Source organism: Jatrophihabitans sp. YIM 134969, from assembly GCF_054456675.1.
The window spans coordinates 1-19,228 of the sequence record NZ_JBTJEQ010000024.1; the positions used below are offsets into that span (position 1 = coordinate 1).

Annotated in this window: 19 protein-coding genes; 3 read left to right on the forward strand and 16 right to left on the reverse strand. The window is 72.2% G+C overall.

What is annotated here, in order from left to right:
- Positions 1-193: 193 nt before the first annotated feature.
- The 7 genes from ACXR2U_RS13685 to ACXR2U_RS13715 form a co-directional block, all read right to left on the reverse strand.
- The gene (locus ACXR2U_RS13685; protein ID WP_458825606.1) at positions 194-907 is read right to left on the reverse strand and encodes a class F sortase; all 714 of its coding nucleotides are present in this window, start codon (positions 905-907) and stop codon (positions 194-196) included.
- A complete protein-coding gene (locus ACXR2U_RS13690) occupies positions 894-1,778 on the reverse strand; it encodes a DUF4397 domain-containing protein (protein ID WP_458825607.1) in 885 nt (294 codons plus the stop codon). Before ACXR2U_RS13690 ends, ACXR2U_RS13685 begins: the two co-directional genes overlap by 14 nt.
- A 123-nt stretch (positions 1,779-1,901) precedes the next feature.
- Positions 1,902-2,921, reverse strand: coding sequence for a LacI family DNA-binding transcriptional regulator (locus tag ACXR2U_RS13695; protein WP_458825608.1), 1,020 nt, complete (start codon positions 2,919-2,921; stop codon positions 1,902-1,904).
- A gap of 56 nt (positions 2,922-2,977) precedes the next feature.
- On the reverse strand, positions 2,978-3,823 hold the full coding sequence (locus ACXR2U_RS13700; RefSeq protein WP_458825676.1) for a carbohydrate ABC transporter permease: 846 nt from the start codon (positions 3,821-3,823) through the stop codon (positions 2,978-2,980).
- 65 nt (positions 3,824-3,888) lie between these two features.
- Positions 3,889-4,890, reverse strand: coding sequence for a carbohydrate ABC transporter permease (locus ACXR2U_RS13705; RefSeq protein WP_458825609.1), 1,002 nt, complete (start codon positions 4,888-4,890; stop codon positions 3,889-3,891).
- 15 nt (positions 4,891-4,905) lie between these two features.
- The gene (locus tag ACXR2U_RS13710) at positions 4,906-6,198 is read right to left on the reverse strand and encodes an ABC transporter substrate-binding protein (protein WP_458825610.1); all 1,293 of its coding nucleotides are present in this window, start codon (positions 6,196-6,198) and stop codon (positions 4,906-4,908) included.
- Complete coding sequence (locus ACXR2U_RS13715) at positions 6,195-8,177, reverse strand: cellulase family glycosylhydrolase (protein ID WP_458825611.1); 1,983 nt, start codon at positions 8,175-8,177, stop codon at positions 6,195-6,197. Before ACXR2U_RS13715 ends, ACXR2U_RS13710 begins: the two co-directional genes overlap by 4 nt.
- Positions 8,178-8,471: 294 nt before the next feature.
- Here ACXR2U_RS13715 and ACXR2U_RS13720 point away from each other — a divergent pair, with 294 nt between their 5' ends.
- Positions 8,472-9,878 carry a GH1 family beta-glucosidase gene (locus tag ACXR2U_RS13720; RefSeq protein WP_458825612.1) on the forward strand — a complete coding sequence of 469 codons (1,407 nt, stop codon included), beginning with the start codon at positions 8,472-8,474 and terminating at the stop codon, positions 9,876-9,878.
- Between the two features lie 66 nt (positions 9,879-9,944).
- Here the strand turns inward: ACXR2U_RS13720 and ACXR2U_RS13725 are convergent, their stop codons facing one another.
- The 5 genes from ACXR2U_RS13725 to ACXR2U_RS13745 all read right to left on the reverse strand — a co-directional run bounded on the left by ACXR2U_RS13725 (position 9,945) and on the right by ACXR2U_RS13745 (position 15,527).
- Positions 9,945-11,471: a catalase gene (locus ACXR2U_RS13725; RefSeq protein WP_458825613.1), complete on the reverse strand. Its 1,527-nt coding sequence runs from the start codon at positions 11,469-11,471 to the stop codon at positions 9,945-9,947.
- An 87-nt stretch (positions 11,472-11,558) separates the two neighbouring features.
- Entirely contained in the window at positions 11,559-12,257 is a 699-nt protein-coding gene (locus tag ACXR2U_RS13730) for a glycosyltransferase family 2 protein (protein WP_458825614.1), read from the reverse strand.
- Entirely contained in the window at positions 12,254-13,642 is a 1,389-nt protein-coding gene (locus ACXR2U_RS13735; RefSeq protein ID WP_458825615.1) for a PIG-L family deacetylase, read from the reverse strand. Before ACXR2U_RS13735 ends, ACXR2U_RS13730 begins: the two co-directional genes overlap by 4 nt.
- The gene (locus ACXR2U_RS13740) at positions 13,639-14,697 is read right to left on the reverse strand and encodes an acyl-CoA dehydrogenase (RefSeq protein ID WP_458825616.1); all 1,059 of its coding nucleotides are present in this window, start codon (positions 14,695-14,697) and stop codon (positions 13,639-13,641) included. The genes ACXR2U_RS13735 and ACXR2U_RS13740 overlap by 4 nt, the downstream gene beginning before the upstream one ends.
- A 104-nt stretch (positions 14,698-14,801) precedes the next feature.
- Positions 14,802-15,527, reverse strand: coding sequence for an ANTAR domain-containing protein (locus ACXR2U_RS13745; RefSeq protein ID WP_458825617.1), 726 nt, complete (start codon positions 15,525-15,527; stop codon positions 14,802-14,804).
- Positions 15,528-15,716: 189 nt separating this feature from the next.
- Here ACXR2U_RS13745 and ACXR2U_RS13750 point away from each other — a divergent pair, with 189 nt between their 5' ends.
- The gene (locus ACXR2U_RS13750) at positions 15,717-15,923 is read left to right on the forward strand and encodes a hypothetical protein (RefSeq protein WP_458825618.1); all 207 of its coding nucleotides are present in this window, start codon (positions 15,717-15,719) and stop codon (positions 15,921-15,923) included.
- Positions 15,924-15,946: 23 nt separating this feature from the next.
- Here the strand turns inward: ACXR2U_RS13750 and ACXR2U_RS13755 are convergent, their stop codons facing one another.
- Positions 15,947-16,552: a Dps family protein gene (locus tag ACXR2U_RS13755; RefSeq protein WP_458825619.1), complete on the reverse strand. Its 606-nt coding sequence runs from the start codon at positions 16,550-16,552 to the stop codon at positions 15,947-15,949.
- 220 nt (positions 16,553-16,772) lie between these two features.
- On the opposite strand from ACXR2U_RS13755, the gene ACXR2U_RS13760 reads away from it, so the two are divergent.
- A complete protein-coding gene (locus tag ACXR2U_RS13760; protein ID WP_458825620.1) occupies positions 16,773-17,057 on the forward strand; it encodes a DUF6458 family protein in 285 nt (94 codons plus the stop codon).
- On the opposite strand, the gene ACXR2U_RS13765 is transcribed toward ACXR2U_RS13760, so the two are convergent.
- The 3 genes from ACXR2U_RS13765 to ACXR2U_RS13775 form a co-directional block, all read right to left on the reverse strand.
- On the reverse strand, positions 17,027-17,731 hold the full coding sequence (locus ACXR2U_RS13765; RefSeq protein WP_458825621.1) for an SGNH/GDSL hydrolase family protein: 705 nt from the start codon (positions 17,729-17,731) through the stop codon (positions 17,027-17,029). The two genes, ACXR2U_RS13760 and ACXR2U_RS13765, sit on opposite strands and share 31 nt — an antisense overlap.
- A 90-nt stretch (positions 17,732-17,821) precedes the next feature.
- Positions 17,822-18,532, reverse strand: a complete 711-nt coding sequence (locus ACXR2U_RS13770; RefSeq protein WP_458825622.1) for an SDR family oxidoreductase — start codon at positions 18,530-18,532, stop codon at positions 17,822-17,824.
- 97 nt (positions 18,533-18,629) lie between these two features.
- The gene (locus tag ACXR2U_RS13775) at positions 18,630-19,208 is read right to left on the reverse strand and encodes a TetR/AcrR family transcriptional regulator (RefSeq protein ID WP_458825623.1); all 579 of its coding nucleotides are present in this window, start codon (positions 19,206-19,208) and stop codon (positions 18,630-18,632) included.
- Between the last annotated feature and the right edge of the window lie 20 nt (positions 19,209-19,228).

Consider the following 19,228-nt stretch of genomic DNA (forward strand, 5'->3'; position numbering starts at 1 on the left):
TGACGATCACGAGCCACCCCCACGGGTCGACGCGGTCGGTGGCGCGGACTCCGACGTGCTCCCGGACGGGTTGCCCGACGGCGACCCGGCTGGCGTGCTCGAGCCGGACCCCGACGGCGTCCCGGACGCCGAGCCGGACGCCGACGCGGTCGGGCGTCCTCTCAGCGGAACCCGGGGCCCGGGCACGATCCCCTCAACCCGTGAGGACGGCCGTCACGACGAGGTTGTCCTCGTAACTGCGCTTGCTCCGGTCGAAGATCCCGGTGCAGGTGATGAGACGCAGTTCGGGCGTCGGGGTCGGGCCGTACACCGCGGCCGTCGGGAACTGGGCCTTCGCGTACTGGGCCTTGGAGTCGACCACGAACTTCAGCGTGCTGCGGTCGGCACGGGTCACGAGCACGACGTCGCCGGGCTGCAGCTTGCCGAGGTCGTAGAACACGGCGGGCCCGCGGTAGGAGTCGACGTGGCCCGCGACGATCGCCGGGCCGGGGTCGCCGGGGCGCACGCCCCGGGCGTACCAGCCGGCCATGGGGAACGCGGTCGGCGGCTGCAGGCTGCCGTCGGACTCGAGCCCGAGGTTCTCCAGTCCGGTGTCGACCCCGATGGACGGGATCTGCAGACGCAGCGGCGCCGCCGTCCTCGTCCCGCCCAGCGGCGCCGGCGACGCAGGCAGCGGCGGCAGGGACTCCGTCGAGGTCGCGGTGGCCGTCGGCGTGGCGACCGCCAGGGTGGGCAACGCCGGTGCGTCACGGTGGACGGTGCCACTCGAGCTCACCGTCGGGGTCGGCGTGGCGACCCGCTCACCACGGTCGTCAGCGGCGCAGCCGGTCAGAGCGAGCGCGGCCGCGAGCACGACGGCCACGCCGCCCAGCAGACGGCGTGACCGGGCGGGGTCAGCGGGTGGCATGCCGCCGGCGGCTCCACACCGCGACGGCCAGCAGCAGCAGCGCGGCCGCACCGGCCAGGGCGCCGCCGACCGAGAGCAGGGAGGTGCCACCCGCGGCGAACTCCGTGGCCGTCCCGCCGCCGCCGGCGTTCACCGAGCCGACCGGCGCCACGGCCGTCGAGGCGGCGTCCTGCACGCTGGTGAGCTTGAGGGCACCCGAGCCGCCGTCGAGGACGACGACGGTCGACGAGCTGCCGGGCGCGACCGCGACCGAGCTGGTCACGGGCTTCGCCCCGCCGACGTCGGGGGTGGCGCGGACGTCCCAGCGGCCGGTGGGCACGGTCTTGTAGCCGGAGGTGGACCCGAACGCGAGCTTGTCGGCGAGGTCGACCCCGCCGTTGGCCTGGACGGTCACCGACGGCGCGGTGCTGGCGGCCTGCACGATCCGCACCCGACCCTGACCCGCGGCGGGCGGGGTGAGCTCGTCGTTGAGGATGACCGCCTGCAGCGCGGCGTTCCTGCCGATCGCCGCGGCCGTGTAGGCGCTGCCGGCCTTGGCGTCGAGGGTCCAGCTGATGGCGGGCTTGGACGTGGCGGGGGCGTCGTGCGGGCGCATCGAGACCACGTACACGCCGGGCGTGATCCGCTTGTACTGGCTGATGTCGCCGTAGCCGACGTTGCTCACCCAGAGCTGGGTCTGGCCGCCGGAGAACGCCTGGAGGTAGACGTCGACCCCGGCGGTGTCGGGCGAGAAGTGGGCGCTCCGCACGACCGCGGTGGCCGCGGTGGCGGTGGGGGCGGCGCTCGCGGGCGCGGTCCCGAGGACGGCGAGACCCGCCGCGGCGAGAGCGAGCGTGCCGACGACCGACAGCGCAGATCGGGCCTGGTGCATGGTTCCTCCGTGACCGGGACGTCCTGTGCCCACGGGTTCGGGTCGCGGGGCGCCGATGGTTTCCTCAGACGGTATCCGGTGGACACCGGATCCACGACTCGGAAGCTGCGGGGTGGCCGCGAACTACCGGCGGATCGGGCCGGTGCTGCCCCGCGGGACGAGGTGTGCCGCGGGGATCTCGACCGAGTCGATGGCCTCGCCGCCGACCACCTGCAGCAGGGTGCGGGCCGCCGTCGACCCGTACGCCGCGATGTCGCGGGACAGCGCGGTGAGCGACGGACTCACGAGCACGGTCAGCTCGGAGTCCTCCCCGGACACGATGGAGAGCTCCTCCGGGACCGCGACCCCCATCTCACGGGCGACGGCCAGGGCGGCCACGGCCATGACGTCGTTGTCGTACGTGATGGCGGTCGGCCGGTCGGGTGAGGTGAGCAGGGTCCGGGTGGCGCGGGCGCCCTGCTCGGAGCTGTAGTCGGTGACCTCGACCCGCGGGTCGGTGAGGCCGTGGTGGCGCATCCGGGCCCGGAAGGCGCGGGTCCGCACCCGGGTGTGGTCCAGGCGGCTCATGCCGGCCACCCGCGCGATGCGGCGGTGGCCGAGGGCGACGAGGTAGTCCACGACCCCGGCGACGGCCCCGGCCTCGTCGCTCCACACCGCGGGGGTGTTGACGCCCGGCTGCGGACGGCCGACCAGCACGGTCGGCACCCCCAGTTCCTGCAGCGCGGGCAGCCGCTGGTCACCGGCCCAGACGTCGGTGACGATGACGCCGTCGATGCGCCGCTCCGCCCACCACCGACGGGTCGCGGCGCTCGCGGCGTCGTGGTCGTCGACCACCTGCAGCAGCAGCGCGACCCGCGAGCGCGACAGTTCGGCCTCCAACCCCGCGATGAGCTGGGTGAAGAACGGTTCGACGCCGAGGGTGGGGGTCGGGCGGGCGATGACCCACCCCACCGCCTGGGCGCGCGAGACCGTCAGCGACCGGGCCGCGACGTTCGGGGCCCACCCGATCTCGTCGGCGATGGCGATGATGCGGGCCCGGGTCTGCTCCGACACCCCGGGCAGGCCGTTGAGCGCGTACGACACCGCACCCGCGGAGACGCCGGCGAGCGCGGCGATGTCCGCGATGGTCGGTCGCTTCGCCACCTGGTTCCCTCGCGCCCGGGACCGCCGCGGTGTCGTGCCCCGCGGGTCGGTCACGGTCACGTCTTGACCGCACCCTCCATGATGCCGGACACGATCTGACGGCCCGCGACCACGAAGAGCACGAACAACGGCAGCGTCGCGAGCAGGGCTCCGGCCAACAGGTGCGAGTAGTTCACCAGCGTGCCGGACGCCAGGGTGTTGAGCGCGACCTGCACCGTCGGCTGGTCGCTGCCCGAGAGGGTGATCAGCGGCCACTGGAAGTCGTTCCACGCGGCGAGGAAGGTCAACAGACCGAGGACGCCGAACGCCGGACGCACGGCCGGCACGATGATCGACCGGTAGATGCGGAACGTCGACGCACCGTCGACCCGGGCCGCCTCGATGAGCTCGTCCGGGACCCCCTCGGCGATGTGCTGGCGCATGTAGAACACGCCGAACGCCGTCACCAGCCCCGGGAAGATGACCGAGGTCAGCTGCCCGGTGAGTCCGAGCTTCGACATGAGGATGTAGAGCGGGACGATCCCCAGCTGCGGCGGTACGGCCAAGGTCGCGAGCACCAGCACGAACAACACGTTGCGGCCGCGGAACTTCAGCTTGGCGAAGGCGAAACCCGCGAGCGAGCAGAACAGCATCACCGACAGGGCGATGAGCGTGGAACTGACTGCGCTGTTGACCAGCGAGGCGGTGAAGTAGACGCCGTCCTGGCTGAACACGTTGCTGACGTTGTCGCCCAGGTGACTGCCGGGCAGCAGCTTGGGCGGGCTCGCGGCGAGGTCGGCGTCGGTGCCCGACGACACCACGAACATCCACCACAGCGGGAACGCGAACACGAGCAACGTGACCACGAGGATGACGTAGGTCAGCGGACGGGCGGCGGTGTCCGACGGCGCCCGGCCGCGGATCCCGCGTCGCCGGGGGGGTTTCGGGGCGAGGACGGCGAGGGTCTCGACGTCCGGCAGCGAGGTGGTCACCGGGTCCTCCCGACGCGGGTCGTGAGCCAGCCGTTGACGCTCGCGATCACGATGATGATGAGGAACAACACCCAGGCCATCGCGGCGGCGTAGCCGAGGTCGAGGTCCTTCCAGCCGGTCTTGTAGATCAGCATGGCGACGGTCTGGAACTGGCTGACGCTGCCGCCGTTGGCCGAGCTCGGGTTGGAGTCGAACAGCAGCGGTTCGGTGAACAGTTGCAGGCCACCGATGGTCGAGAGCACCACGGTGAACACGATGGCCGGCCGGATCATCGGCACGGTGATCTTCAGGAACTGCCGGACGCTGCCGGCGCCGTCGATCGCCGCGGCCTCGTAGAGGTCGCGCGGCACCGACTGCATCGCGGCCAGGTAGATCAGCGCGTTGTAGCCGATCCACCGCCAGTCGACCATCACCGAGATCGCGGCCCAGGACGAGAACCGGCCGGCCTGCCAGTCGATCGGCCCGATGCCGATGAAGTGCAGGGCGTAGTTCGCCAGGCCGGTGTCACGGGCGAAGACCGTGCCGAACACCAACGTCGACGCCGCGACCGACGTGACGTAGGGGATCAGGATCCCCATGCGCAGCAGGGTCTTCGCCCGCAGCTTGCGGTTCAGCAGACCGGCCAGCACCAGCGCCAGGATCAGCTGCGGCACCGACGACAGGATGAACATGCCGAACGTGTTGACCAGGGCGTGGAAGAAGTCACCGTCGGTGAACACCCGACGGAAGTTGGCGAAGCCGGCCCAGCCGTCCAGCGTCGGGTCGTCGAGCTTCCAGGTGCGCAGCGAGACGACGAGGTTGTAGATCAGCGGGAACAGCCCGAACACCGCGAACAGCAGGAAGAACGGCGCGATGAACAGGTAGGGGGTGAACCGGATGTCGAGACGCGACATCCGCTGGCGCCACGCCGCGCGACCTGCGCGCGGCGTGGCGCCGCCGGACGGGGGAGGCGCCGCGCCGGAACCCGGCGCCTCCCGTCGGTCGAGGATGTCGGTCATGGTGAGGGTGTCAGCTCAGCTCGAGCCGCCGGCGGCCTTCGCCGCTTCGGACTTGGCGGCGTCCCACCCGCTGGTCGCGGTGTACTTGCCCTGCTCCACCGCGGTCAGCACGTTCTCCACGGCCTGCCGGACGGCGCCGTTCTTCTTGCCGAGGTACTGCGGCGGGTCCGGGAGCTTGCCCGCGGCGGTGGTGAAGATCTTGCCGGTGGGGGCGTTGTTGAAGCGGGGGTTGGTGTAGTCGGCGATCGCCGGTTGCGTCCACAAGGCCGGCTGCGAGGGCAGGTTGCCGACGGCCTCGAAGATGGCGGTCTGCTGTTCGGGTTGCACCAGCCACTTCACGAACTTCGCCGCGGCCTCGGTGTGCTTGCCCTGCTTCGGCACCGACCACCAGGAACCGCCCCAGTTGCCGCCGCCACCGGGGATGTCGGCGACGTCCCAGGTGCCGTGACCACCGGCGTTGGTCTGGATCTGGCCGAGCATCCACGCGGGGCAGGCCACGGTCGCGAAGGCGTCGTTCTTGAACCCCGCGGCCCACGCCGTGGCGTTGGCCTGCGGCAGGTTCGCCGAGAGGCCGGCGGAGATGGCCTTGTTGGCGGTGTCCCATGCGACCTTCGGGCCGCCGTCCATCTCCAGCTTGTCGCTGGAGTCGAAGTAGCCGACGTCCTGCTGGCCGAGGATCGGGTTCATGATCGTCACGCCGTCGTCGAGGAACTTCTTGCCGGTCGCGCCGACGTACTTCTGGCCGGTCGCGACGAAGTCGTCCCACGTCGGCCACAGGGCGCTGACCTGGTCACGATCGGTGGGCAGACCCGCCTTCTGGAACAGATCGGTGCGGTAGCACATCGCCAGACCGCCGACGTCGGTGCCGAGACCGATGACCGAGCCGTCGCTGGCCTTGGCGGCCGACCACTTCCACGGGAGGTAGTTCTTCTCCATGTCGCCCGCGGTGTCGGCCAGGTTGACGAACTTGTCGCTCTGGTTGCGGAAGCTGACGATGAAGCCCTCGTCGATGGCACTGATGTCCGGTGCACCACTTCCCGCGACCAGGTACTTCTGCAGGTTCTCGTGGGTGGTGTTGTACTCGCCGGTGACCTCGGTGATGGTCACCCCCGGGTTGGCCTTCTCGTACTGGGCGATCAACGGCTTGAGCCCGAAGTCACCCCAGTCGGCGATCTTCAGCTCGACCGAACCGTCGGCCGAGTCGCCGGAGCTGTCGCTCCCGCTGCAGGCGGCCAGGGTGGTGGTGACGGTCGCGGCGACCGCGGCGGCTGCCGCGAACCGCCGCCAGCGCGACATTGTGCTGGTCATGACGGGGTTCCTTCCACGTGCTCCAGGAGGTGGACCTCGACGCCGTACGGCGCGAGGGCGATGGGCGGGTTCTCCGGGGGGTCGACGTCGTCGCCACCGGCGAGCGGGCGGAGTCGCAGGCCGGGGGCGACGACGGGCTTGACGACGAGCGGCTGCGCGGACTGCGAGATCAGCCAGACGAAGCGTCGGCCGTCCTCGTGTCGCAGCTCGCCCGTGTGGACCGCGGGGTCCTCGACGCGGACGTCGCGGACGACGCCGGCCTCGAGAGCCAGCGCGTCGTAGAGGCGCGAGGTGGGTTCGGGGTTGACCCGCGGGGTGCGGGCGGCGAGGTACTCCACCGGGTAGGTCGAGAGCACCGTCCACCCCGCACCCACCCTGTGGCGCAGCAGCGCCGGCCGGCCGTGGTCGTCGACCGCCAGGACCTCGGCGCCGGCCGGGGTGACCGGGAGGTAGGAGCGGGCGTCGTCGCTGCCGCCCACGGCGAAGGTGAGCTCGGTGCCGGCCGGGATGTCACCGAGCGCGGAGGTGAACGTCCAGGTCACGGTGTCGCCGGTGATCGGCTCGGCCAGGCCGTAGGTGAGCTGCTGCTCGACGCCGAACAGGTCGTCGAGGTCGGAGTACCAGGGGCCGCGCTGCACGTCGTGGTCACCGGCGAACCACGAGACGTGCACGACCGCGCCGGCGGCGGCCAGCTCGCGGAGGCGGCTCCAGCCGGCGGTGGTGAGCATCTTGACCGACGGGGCGATGAGCAGCCGCAGGTCGTCCGGCACGCCGTCGACCTCGCGGACCACGGCGACGGGCAGGTCGGCGCCGCGCGCGGCGACGTACGCCTGGTGCAGCGACCGGACCGGTGCGGTGCGGTCGGCGTCGTCGACGAACGGGAAGTCCGCCTCGACCGCGGCGGGCAGCAGCAGGGCGACGTCGGTGTCCGGGCGAGAACACCGGGTCACGTCGATCGCGTCGAGCACGGCCCGGAAGTCCCGCAACTCGAACAGCGGACCCTTCGGTGCGCCGTGCCGGTCCGTCACGCCGAAGTGCATCTCGAAGGCGTGGTGGAGGTAGGGCTCCTCGGCGGCGAGCGCGTCGTAGTCGGTGTTGTTCCAGGCGATCCAGCCGGTGGCGCCGGCGAGCAGCGTGCTGTGGAGCACCTGCCGGTAGTACTCGCGTGAGCCGCGGTCGGAGACGAAGTCGGTGGAGACGCCGAACTCCTCGAGCACCACGGGCAACCCGGTGAAGCCCGCGAGTTCGCAGACGAACGCCGGCGCGAGGTGCTGGCGGGTGCGGTCGGTCTCCATGCGGTAGACGTGCGGGCCGAGGAAGTCGACGAGCGGGGCGATCTCGCGCACCCGGAAGCCGTTGTCGACGCCGGTCATCTCGACGCCCCACGCGCCGTCACCGGTCGAGACCGGCTGGGTCGCACCCGCGGCCCGGGCCGCGTGCACGAGGGTCTGCACCCACGCCTGGACCTCGGTGTGCGGCGCCGCCGGCTGCTTCTCGTGCGGCGGACGGCCGTAGATCGGCATCTCGTTCGAGAGCAACCAGCCCGCGACGGCCGGGTGGTCGCGGAACCGCCGCACCACCTCGTGCACGAAGAACGCCTGCCGGCCCAGCAGCCAGGTGTCGCCGTAGAGGTCCTCGCCGTGGCGCCAGGCGGGGTCCCAGTTCTGGCCCGACATGTGGCCGACGATGAAGGTCGGTACCGAGGTCAGGCCGAGGGCGGTGTGGCGGTCGAGGAAGTCCTCGACCCGGTCCAGGACCCGGTGGTCGACCCGGTCGGGTTCGGGGTGCGCCTCGGGCCAGTAGAGGAACGAGCGGGTGACCGTCAGCCCGTGGTCGCGCAGGACCCGCAGCTCGGCGTCGACGACGTCACCGTCGTACCGGCTCCACATGCGGGGTCCGCCGGCCCGGGACCAGAAGTTGGCGCCGAGCCAGGCGACGGGACGACCGCCGGACTCGACGAACGCGGAACCTCGCTGCATGCGGTCTGCCCCCTCTCGCGCCTCGACGCGGTTACCCGACCGGTGGAGGTCGTGGTGGCTGAGGAAAGCCGCTTAAGGCCTTAAGTACAAGAGCTGAACAAGTCGTCGTGTCCGAACCGTGACCTACGACCGCCGGCCCGCCGTGACGGACCGACACACCGCGGAACAGCCGTGTTGACAGGCCTGGTCGCGCACGGGCATCGTGACGCCTCGCCGCCGCCGGCCGTTCCGGCGCGGGTGAACCTGTTCAGCGGAACTGCCCGCGACGCGAAGCAACACCCCTTGAGGAGCCCCGTGACCGACACCCTGACCGAGCGTGAGCTCGTCACCCCCGTCCTGCCGCCCTCGACCCGGTTCGGCGTGGCGACGGCGTCGTACCAGATCGAGGGGGCGGTGACGGCCGACGGACGCGGCCCGTCCATCTGGGACACCTACAGCCACACCCCCGGCGCGACCGTCGACGGCGACACCGGCGACGTCGCCTGCGACCACTACCACCGCCACGGCGAGGACGTCGCGATCATGCGCGACCTGGGCGTCGACGCGTACCGGTTCTCGATCGCCTGGCCCCGGGTGCAGCCCCTCGGCTCCGGCGCGGTCAACCCCGCGGGCCTGGCGTTCTACGAGCGGCTGGTCGACGAACTGCTGGACGCGGGCATCGAGCCGGTCCCGACGCTCTACCACTGGGACCTGCCGCAGCCCCTGGAGGACGCCGGCGGGTGGCCGCTGCGCGACACCGCCGAACGCTTCGCCGACTACGCCACGATCGTCCACGACGCGCTCGGCGACCGGGTCTCGAAGTGGATCACCCTCAACGAGCCCTACTGCAGCTCGATCCTCGGCTACGCCGTCGGCCGGCACGCCCCCGGGCGTCGCGAGGGACGGCCCGCCCTCGCTGCGGCCCACCACCTGCTGCTCGGCCACGGTCTCGCCGTCCAGCGCATGCGCGAACGGCGGCCGGAGCAGGAGTACGGCATCACCCTGAACTTCCTCCCGGTGACCCCCGCCTCGGCCTCACCCGCGGACGTCGCCGCAACCGCCCGCGTGCACCTGGTGAACAACACCCTGTTCACCGAACCGGTGCTCGCCGGGACCTACCCGGCCGAGGTGGCCGACGTCTTCGGAGCGTTCGGCGACCTGGACTTCGTCAAGCCCGGCGATCTCGAGATCACCTCGGCGCCCGTGGAATTCCTCGGCGTCAACTACTACTTCCCCGGTGTGGTCGCCGCCGCCGAGCACGACGTCGCCGACCCCGCCTCACGCACCGCGGCCGACCTCGGCTCGCGGCTCGTCGTCGACCCCGACGCCGACACCACGACGATGGGTTGGCCGGTCGAGGCGGACGGGTTGACCCGGTTGTTGCGGTGGATCCACGACACCTACGGCGACGCCGTCCCGGCGATCGAGATCACCGAGAACGGGCGGGCGTGCGCCGACGTCGTGGTCGACGGTGAGGTCGACGACCCCGACCGCGTGCGCTACCTCGCCGACCACCTCGCCGCGACCGCGGACGCCATCGCCGCCGGCGTGCCGGTGCGGGCGTACTACTGCTGGTCCCTGCTCGACAACTTCGAGTGGGCCGAGGGATACGCCCAGCGCTTCGGGATCGTCTACGTCGACTACGCGACGCAGCAGCGCATCCCGAAGACCAGTGCGCACTGGTACGGCGACCTCGCCCGGGCCCACCGCGCGCGCCGCTGACCGACTCGGCCCGCCGGCTGCCCTGATCCGGCGAGTGGCGACGCGAATCGCCACTCGCCGGGTGGTTCAGGCCTTGTGCTGCATGGACGAACGGGCCGGGTTGCCCTGCTGCTCCGCCTTCGGGTCGGTGAGGTCGGCCTTGGCGTGCACCCCGGCCTCGATCTTGTCGCCGAGGCTCTTGTCGACGTGGCGCCAGTACTCGAACGCCCGCTCGAGGATCGGCTCGCTCACGCCGTTGAGCAGGTGGCCCACGACGTTGTCGACCAACCGGTCGCGGGCGGCGTCGTCCATGACCTCCCGGACGAGCGTGCCGGCCTGCGACCAGTCGTCGTCGTCCGGCCGCGGCGTGTAGGCCGTCCGGACCATCTCGCCGTCGGCGTGCCACGTGCCGCCGTCGTCGGTGCGCGACGGGTCGGCCACCGGGCCGCCGTACGAGTTCGGCGCGTACACCGGGTCGGACACGTTGCGCACGCGCATCGCACCGTCCTTGGTGTAGCTGTGGGTCTCGACCTGCGGGCTGTTGACGGGGATCTGCTTGTAGTTCACGCCGAGCCGGGCGCGGTGCGCGTCGGCGTAGCTGAACCCGCGCGCGAGCAGCATCTTGTCCGGCGAGAGACCCGTGCCGGCGACGATGTTGTTGGGCTCGAACGCCGCCTGCTCGATCTCGGTGTGGTAGTCGGTGGGGTTGCGGTCCAGGGTGAGGCGACCGACCTCCTGCAGCGGGTAGTCCTCGTGCGGCCACACCTTGGTGAGGTCGAACGGGTTGAGGTGGTAGGTCTTCGCGTCCTCGAACGGCATGATCTGCATCTTCAGCGTCCACGACGGGAACTCTCCCGCCGCGATGTGCTCGAACAGGTCGCGCTGGTGGTAGTCGGTGTCGGCCGACGCCATCTGGTCGGCCTCGTCCTGCGTGAAGGTCTCGATGCCCTGGTCGGTCTTGAAGTGGTACTTGACCCAGAACTTCTCGCCGGCGGCGTTGATCCACATGTAGGTGTGGCTCGAGTAGCCGTTCATGTGCCGCCAGGTGCGCGGGATGCCGCGGTCACCCATGAGCCAGGTGACCTGGTGGGCGGACTCCGGCGACAGCGTCCAGAAGTCCCACTGCATGTCGTGGTCACGCAGGTTGTTGTCGGCCCGACGCTTCTGCGACCGGATGAAGTGCTGGAACTTCATCGGGTCCTTGATGAAGAAGACCGGGGTGTTGTTGCCGACCAGGTCGAGGTTGCCCTCGCTCGTGTAGAGCTTGAGCGAGAAGCCACGCGGGTCGCGCCAGGTGTCGGGGCTGCCCCGCTCCCCCGCCACGGTCGAGAACCGGATGAGGGCGTCGGTCTTCGCGCCGGGCTGGAACACCGCGGCCCGGGTGAACGCGCTGACGTCCTGGGTGACCTCGAAGGAGCCGAACGCACCCCCGCCCTTGGCGTGGGGCTGTCGCTCCGGGATGCGCTCCCGGTTGAAGTTCGCCATCTGCTCGAGCAGGTAGTGGTCCTGCAGCAACAGCGGGCCGTCGGGGCCGACCGACAGCGAGTGCTCGTCGCTGGCGATCGGGGCTCCGCCGTCGTTGGTGGTCGCCGGCGGTCGTTCGGTGGTGGTCATGTGGTTCTGCCCTCTCTTGGACAAGGTGGGAAGTGCCCGGCCACCCGACACGCGACGCGGGTCTGGGAGGCGACCGTCACCGTTGCATCAGACAACGTTCAGCTCGCGGAGGTAGCTCGAGAAACCGGCCGGGGCCCGTCCGGCGGCGCGGGAACTGGTCACCACCGGTTCGACGCCCGTGCTCAGGACGACGGCGCCCGGCTGGACCCGCAGGCGCTCGGCCAGGTCGACGTCCTCGCCGGTCGCGAGAGGCCGCCAGCCGCCGACCGCGGCCCACGTGGACGCCCGCACGCCGAGGTTGGCCCCGTGCACGTGCGGGTGGCCCTCGACGACCAGGTGCAGCGCCGACCACGCCGCTCGGACCGGCGCGGCCAGGGCGGCGTCCGGGACGACCGTGCCGAGCACGGCGTCGACCCCGGCGTCGGCAGCCTCGAGCATCGCGGTCAACCACCCCGGACCGACGACCGAGTCGGCGTCGGTGTGGGCCGTCCAGATCGTGTCGAGCGGCAGGTCGAGCGCGGCCACGGCGGCGACGGTCCCTGCCGCCCGGGCCGCACCGACGCAGTGGTGGGCGACCGTGACGCTGTCGACACCGGGGTGGACGGCGACGCGTCCGGCCGTGTCGTCACCGCAGGCGTCGAGGACGACGGTCACCGTGGTGACGACGTGCGGCGCGACACGCGCGAGCGCCTCCCGGGCGAGCGCGAGCGCGTCCAGGCACCGGCCGATCAGGTCCTGCTCGTCGTGCGCCGGGACCACGACGGCCACGGCCCGGATGCCGGTCACACCAGTCCCTCGCGGCGCGCGACGGACTGCAGCGCCCGAGGGTCGCGCCCCCACACGTGCAGGATGAAGTCCTCCTCGACGTGGGCGACGCTGGTCAGCAGGTGCCGACCGAACGCCTCGTGCACGGCGTCGCCCGAGTGCACGTGCTCCCGGGCCGGGTGCCGCCAGTGACACCCGACGACCACACCGTCGGGCGCGAGGGAGGCGAGGACGCTGGCGACCAGTCCCGGTAGCGAGGCGCAGTAGTAGCCCACTTCGGACAGCACGACGAGGTCGAAGACGCCGTCCGGCCACTGCTCAGGGATGCGGCCACGGGTGACGCTGGTGCCGTGCTCACGCCCGGCCTCACGCAGCCGGGTGGTGGTCTGCTCCACGGCGGCGGCCGCGACGTCCCAGGCGACGACCTCGTCGCAGCGGGCGGCCAGGTGTTCGGTGATCAACCCGGTCGCGCAGCCGGGTTCGAACACCCGACGGAAACGGGCGCGCGGGAGCGCCGCGAGCAGGGTCTCGCGCTTGCGCTGCTCGTAGAACCGCGATCCGAGACCCCAGGGGTCGGACTCCTCGCGGTACAGCGCGTCGAAGTACGCGGGACGCGTCCCGCTCGGGCCGGTGCGACCGGCCACGGCGTAGACCTCGACGCGACGCAGGAAGTGCTCGATCGTTGCACCTGCCAACACGGCCTCGTCGCCCTCGCCCGCCGAGAGCGGCGCGGTCTGGGTGCGGTGCGCCGACACCGCCCGCGCCTTCGCGGCGAGGTCGGCCGCCGACAGCGGCAGGCCACGCAGCTTCTCCCACGGGACCGCGGCGTCGGCGGGACTCCCCCAGTGCCACATCCACACCGGGTACCCCCAGTGCGGGACACCCAGCCGTTCCGCGAGCTCCGCCCCGGCTGTGGCGGCGGCTTCGTGGTCGGGATGACGGTCGCCCGCCCAGGGGGTGACGACCAGGGTCGCGTCCGAGGCGAGTTCGGTCAGCGCGGCCGCGAGGGCCGGTTCGAACGCGGCGAGGCCGCCGTCGGGGAGCCCGAGGGGGTGGACCGTCGCTGCGGCGTCGAGTGCGCCGACCGCGTCCAGCACCTCGCGGCGGCGCAGCGTGGCGAGTTCCGACCGCGCGTGGGTCGGGGACTCCGGGTGCGAGCCCTCACCGTCGGTCGCGACCACCACCGTGACGCGCGCGCCGCACCGGCTCGCCTGGTGGATCAGCCCGCCGGCACCGAGGGATTCGTCGTCGGGGTGGGCCGCGACCACCACGACGTGGTCCGACGGACCGGGCCGGGACAGCACCGGCAGCTCACCCAGCCGGCCGTCGGCCCGCCAGGCGCTCTCGGACGTCCCGAGGTCGCGGTGGTCGAACTGGTCCACGGGGACGTTCTCGGCGCGCGTCACCCGCGCTCCTGCCCGAGCAGGGTGGCGCCGAGGGCGGCGAGGTCACGTTCGGCGTGGTGCTGACGCACGTAGAGGGTGAGGTCGGCGACCCGCCGGGCGTGGTCGGGGTCGAAGGCGAGCGGGGCGGGTCCGAGGGCGTGACCCACCTGCGTCAGCACCCGCTCGACGGTGTCGGCCACGACGGCGCGCACCCGGAGAGCCAACACCCGGCCGTCGTCACCGTCGGCCCGGCCGGACGCGATCCGAGCGGCGGCGTCGGCGAGCACGGTGTCGGCGGCGTGGAGCGCGGCGTCGGCGACGCCGACGTGCAGGGCGGCGAGATCCCCCTCCCGGTCGAATGATGCACGGTGCAACGTGTCCACCAGTCCGTCGACGCCTCCCGACCAGCACGCCGCCACCCCGATGCCGCCCCAGGCGAACCCCGGACGTTCCAGGTACCACCCCGGCTCGCCGACCGGCGTCGCCGGCACGTCGGTGAAGCGCACCGGGGCGCTGACCACCCCGGTCAGCCCGCGGGCCGCCCACGTCTGCGGTGGCGCGGGCTCGACACCCGTGGCGTGCAGGTCCACGGCGAACAGCCGACGACCGCCCTCGACGTGGGCGGTGACCAGCGCACGGTCGAGCAGGGCCGCGAGCGAGCACCACGGCTTGACGCCGTCGAGACGGAACCCGCCCTCCGCCGTGCTGCGGGCCGTGACCCGGGTCCCGGGACCCTCGGCGGCGAAGACGCCCCAGGCGAGATCGGTCGACGCGTGATCGGTCGACGCGGCGTCACCGGCCTCCGCGAGGATCGCGAGCGCGTCGGTGTGGGCCTCGAGGGCGCGGGCAGCGGTGAGGTTCTCCCGCGCCACCGCCCGCAGGATCGAGAAGCGTGCGGCGGTGCCGGCGCCACCGGGAAGCGGGAGGGCGCCGCCCCAGCTCGCCGCGAGGCGGACCGCTGCGGCGGCGTCGTCACCGACGTGGGCGGCCGCACGGAGCAGCTCCGGGAGCTCCTCCGGCACGGGATGGGCAGCCGCGGTGGCGGGGCCCGGCGGGTGCAGGGACGTGACGGGCAACAGGACCAGGCCCTCCCGGGGGATCGGCCGTGGTAACGGGCACGACGACCGGACCGGAGGCGAGGGTCTTCACCTGCCCACCCACCGTAGCCCCGCCGGGGGGATCAGCCCAGGGTGCCGGTCATGACGACGGTGTCGGCCACCTCGACCAGCTTGCGGTTCGACTGCTGGGAGGCGGTGCGGAGCTGGTCGAAGGCCTGGTCGGCGGTGAGCTTGTGACGTTCCATGAGGATGCCCTTGGCCTGACCGATGAGGTCGCGGTTCGCCGCCATGGTGCGCAACTGCTCCGTGCGCTGGGCGTCGGACAGGGCCAGCGCGGCCTGGGTCGCGAGCAGCCCGGCCAGCCGTTCGTCGAAGCGGGAGAAGGCCGCCGCCTCGGCGGCGTAGAGGCTCACCGAGCCGAGCGAGACGGTGTCCACCCAGAGCGGGACGCACAGCATCGACCCGACACCGCACTCCACGGCGAGCGTGCCGAAACCCGGCCACCGGGCCTCGGTCGCCGTGTCGTCGACGACCAGGACGGCCTGCTCCGCCGACGCGTCGATGCAGGGGCCGGCGCCGCGCTCCTGCTGCCAGGAGTCGAGCCGGTGCGGGGCCTCACCCAGGACCGCCTGCGGTTGGAAGACACCTCGCACCAGGAGGTTGACCCCCGCGGCGGTGGCCGGGGCCACGACCTCCACGGCGGTCTCCAGGATCGCCGTCAGGGTGGCCTGCAGGCCCGCCTCCTTGACGTGCAACGACCGACCCAGACGTTCGAGGACGCCCCACGCCGGCTCGAGTTCGACGTCCTGCTGCTCGGGCGCCGGCTGCGCCTGTTCGACCACGCTCACGGGCCCAGTTGTACCGCATCGGCGCGCCGGGGTCCCACGAGTTGAACATGTTCGGATCCGCGTCCGATCGGTGACGATCGCCCCGATCTGGGTACGCCCCACTGTGAGCCGCCCCGAGCGGCTCCAGTTGGCTGAGACAACAGCCTGACGTTCCGTTGCACACAGCAACGTTGATCGGAAGGCAGAACCATGCCCTACCTCGGCCGCCGCGACTCCGACTACGTCGACATGGGGATCTCCGCCGACGGCGGACAACCCCTCCCGACGACCACTCCCCTCGAGGACCGGGTCGCCCTGCTCGTCACCCGGGTCGCGCACGACGACCTCGACCGTCAGAACCTGCTCGAGGCCCTCGGCCTCGCCCCGACGGTCGACACCCTGCCCGCTGCGGGCTAGGTGCCGATCCGCCGGAGCGTCGGTCAGGCGCTGCCGCGGCGGGCGCGCGCGGTGGCCTTCTTGGCCGCCCCACGCTCGGTGCGCTCGCTAGCGGTGACCACCCGGCCGTCGGCGGACTCCAGGTGGGCCCGCACGAACCACTGGAACTGCTCGAGTTCCGCGGCCTGCGCGATGAGCATGTCCTGGCTGACCGGGTCGGGCTCGTCGGTGGTCTCGATCGCTTCCCGGTGGCTGGAGATCACTCCCGTGTACACCTCGTCGAGCGCACCGAGGTGGGCCAGGGCGTCGTCGCGACCGATCGAGTAGTCGTCCCACGTCCGGCCCGCCACGATGGCGCCGGGTGTGCCCTGCGGGCTGCCGCCGAGGGTCGCGATGCGCTCCGCGGTGGTGTCGACCATGGCGCGAACGGCGTCGACCTGCGGGTCCAGCATGAGGTGTACCGCGATGAAGTGCGGTCCGACCACGTTCCAGTGCGCGTGCTTGAGGGTGAGCGCGAGGTCGTTGAGGGCGTTGAGCCGGTCCTGCAGCACGGCGATGACGGTCGCGGCGTCGTCGCCGTCCATGCCGGGGACGGTGTAGGCGGGTGCGCCCGCCGTCTTCCGGGCCGGGGTCTTCTTCGTGGCTGCCATCTGGTGCTCACCTCTCGTGTCTGACCGGCCGTCGGCCGGTCGTGGTCCGGGCACCTCGCGGCCGTGGTCTCGACCGGCGCACCCGCGGAACTCCTACCCATCCGCTCCACCGAGCCGAGCACGTGGGGAACGTGTGACGGTGACAACCTGCCAACACGGTGGAGGAACCGCGCGGATGGGCATCCCCTCCCGGTCCGAGTCGTCAACGAGGGGACCGTCCATGCGCATCGGGGCCAGCCTGTTCCTCATCGCCGTCGGGGCGATCCTGAGGTTCGCCGTGACCGATCAGATCAACGGCGTCGACCTCAGCACCGTGGGCGTCATCCTCATGGTCGTCGGCGCGGTCGGCCTGCTGATCACGCTCGTGCTGATGTCCACGCGACGCCGCACGGACGTCATCCACCAGGGCACTCCGGTCGCGGCCGACCCGCGCTACGCCGACGGTGGCTACGTGGCGGGCGAGCGCCGGACCACCTACGTCGAGCCCAACGACCCGCGGCTCTGACCTCGGTCGAGGCCCTCGACGGCCTCGACGAAGCCCGCCGCGATCGCGGCGTAGCCGGCGTCGTCCGGGTGGAAGTGGTCCGGAGCGCGACCGCCGCCGAAGCGCAGCGGAGCGGCCACGACCGCACCCGTGCGCGCGGCCTCCTGCACCATGGCGTTGAGGCGGCCCTGCGTGCCGTGCTCCGTCGGCACCGTCCCGACGACCGTCCCGCGCGGCAGCAACGACAGCAGCGTGGCGAAGTGCTCGGGCAACTGAGCCCGCAGATCACGCTTGACGATGTCGTTGCTGCCGATCAGGACCGTCACCAGGGCGGGCGTCGCAGCCAGGCCGCCGATCGCGGGCAGCTGCCGGTCGATGACGTCCTGGACCCGCGCGCCGCTGACGGACAGGTTGATCACCCGGTACCGCCGGTCGGCCCGCGCGAGCTGCCGCTGGGCCTGCATCACCCAACCCTGGTCGATCGAACTCGCGCCGACCCCCTGCGAGAGTGAGTCGCCGAGCGCGACCCACAGCGGGTCCGTCCCTGACAGGGCCGCGATGTTGCGTTCGTGCCAGAGGTCCGCGTAGGGCCGGATCTCACCCTCGACCAGGTCGACTCCCGGCAGGATCCGTCGCGCCAGCCGCATGAACCGGCTCGTGGGTCGGGTGCTCAGGTTCGAGTACTCGAGGGTCATCGCAGCCTCTCGTCGCGCCGTTCGCCGGTCCGGGACCACCCGATCATGCCGGGTTGGGGTGGGGGCCGACCGGGCGGAGGTGGACGCCGGTCAGGACGCCGCGGTGAAGGCGGCGTAGCGCTGCTCGGCCGGCAGGGACAACCCGGCCTTGACCGCGCGGGCGGTGTCGTCGGCCAGGACCTCGGCCTCGCCGGCCTCCAGGGCGTCGAGTGCCGCGGTGACGATCTGCGCGGGGGTGCTCTTGGGCGCCGTGACGTTCGCGGCCATGTCGGTGTCGACGTACCCCATGTGGACGCCGAGCACCTGCACCCCGGCCGGCGCGAACTCCAGGCGCATCGAGTCGGTGGCACTCCAGAGGGCCGCCTTCGACACGCTGTAGCTGGCGCCCACGCCGATCCACGACAGCACCGAGGCCACGTTGACGATCGCGCCCCGGCTCCTCCGCACCGAGTCGGCGAACGCCGCCGTGACGGCCAGCGAGCCGAACAGGTTGACCTCGAGTTCGCGGCGCAACGCGCTCACGTCGGTGGACACCACCGGCGCGATCAGCGCGATGCCGGCGTTGTTGACCACGATGTCGACGTCGGGGTGCGCGGCGGCGGCCGCGGCCACCGAGTCCGGGTCGACGATGTCGAGCGCGACCGGGACGACGCGGACGTCGGTGACCTCGACCGACTGCGGGTCGCGCGCCGCGGCGTACACGGTGCCCGCGCCGCGGGCGAGGAACTGCTGGACGAACTCGCGGCCGAGGCCACGGTTCGCTCCGGTGACGAGGACCTTGCGGTCCGCGATGGTGGTCATGTCGACGTCCTGTCTGCTGGTGGTGGAACGGGATGAGCGCGTCACGAGAGCCGTGACGACGGCGTGGGTCCCCGGCGTTCGGCCGAGGGAGGGGCCTTCAGGCGGCCAGGCCGAGGGCGGCGAGGGCGTGGGCGGCGCCGCGTTCGAGCAGGGCGTCGGACAGCGCCGGGTCGGTGACCGCGCGGGCCATCTGCAGCGTGCCGACCATGCCGGCGAGCGCCGCCAACACGGTGGCGCGCGCCGCGGGGGAACGCCGCCGGTGCAACTGACCCACGACCGCGTCCGCCCACGCGCACGCGCCCTCGTCGTAGGCGCTACGGATCTCGTCGCCCGCACGCGCGATCTCGTCGAGCAGCGCGGCGGACGCGCACCCGTCCGACCGGTGGTCACGGTGCTGCGGCGACAGGTACTGCCGGACCAGCCGCGCGACGGCGTCCGGGCCGTCGAGGGCCGCGGCGGCGTCGCGTTGCGCCGCCAGCTGGTCGCTCACGACCGTGGCGACGAGGGCGTCCTTGGACGGGAAGTGCGCGTAGAACGCGCCGTTCGTGAGCCCGGCGTCGGCCATCAGGGTCGAGACGCCCGAGCCGTCGACGCCGTCGGCCTTCAGGCGCCTCGCGGCGGTGTCGAGGATGCGACGCCGCGTCGCGGCCTTGTGCTCCTCCGGGTACCGCGCCATTCTCGTCTCCTGGTTGTCGT

Bases quoted from the DNA above. Each gene is read 5' to 3' on its own strand.
- ACXR2U_RS13750 (WP_458825618.1), top strand. From the start codon at position 15,717: ATGCCCTACCTCGGCCGCCGCGACTCCGACTACGTCGACATGGGGATC.
- ACXR2U_RS13755 (WP_458825619.1), bottom strand. From the start codon at position 16,552: ATGGCAGCCACGAAGAAGACCCCGGCCCGGAAGACGGCGGGCGCACCC.
- ACXR2U_RS13710 (WP_458825610.1), bottom strand. From the start codon at position 6,198: ATGACCAGCACAATGTCGCGCTGGCGGCGGTTCGCGGCAGCCGCCGCG.
- ACXR2U_RS13770 (WP_458825622.1), bottom strand. From the start codon at position 18,532: ATGACCACCATCGCGGACCGCAAGGTCCTCGTCACCGGAGCGAACCGT.
- ACXR2U_RS13705 (WP_458825609.1), bottom strand. From the start codon at position 4,890: ATGACCGACATCCTCGACCGACGGGAGGCGCCGGGTTCCGGCGCGGCG.
- ACXR2U_RS13685 (WP_458825606.1), bottom strand. From the start codon at position 907: ATGCCACCCGCTGACCCCGCCCGGTCACGCCGTCTGCTGGGCGGCGTG.
- ACXR2U_RS13725 (WP_458825613.1), bottom strand. From the start codon at position 11,471: ATGACCACCACCGAACGACCGCCGGCGACCACCAACGACGGCGGAGCC.
- ACXR2U_RS13690 (WP_458825607.1), bottom strand. From the start codon at position 1,778: ATGCACCAGGCCCGATCTGCGCTGTCGGTCGTCGGCACGCTCGCTCTC.
- ACXR2U_RS13775 (WP_458825623.1), bottom strand. From the start codon at position 19,208: ATGGCGCGGTACCCGGAGGAGCACAAGGCCGCGACGCGGCGTCGCATC.
- ACXR2U_RS13765 (WP_458825621.1), bottom strand. From the start codon at position 17,731: ATGACCCTCGAGTACTCGAACCTGAGCACCCGACCCACGAGCCGGTTC.
- ACXR2U_RS13760 (WP_458825620.1), top strand. From the start codon at position 16,773: ATGCGCATCGGGGCCAGCCTGTTCCTCATCGCCGTCGGGGCGATCCTG.
- ACXR2U_RS13715 (WP_458825611.1), bottom strand. From the start codon at position 8,177: ATGCAGCGAGGTTCCGCGTTCGTCGAGTCCGGCGGTCGTCCCGTCGCC.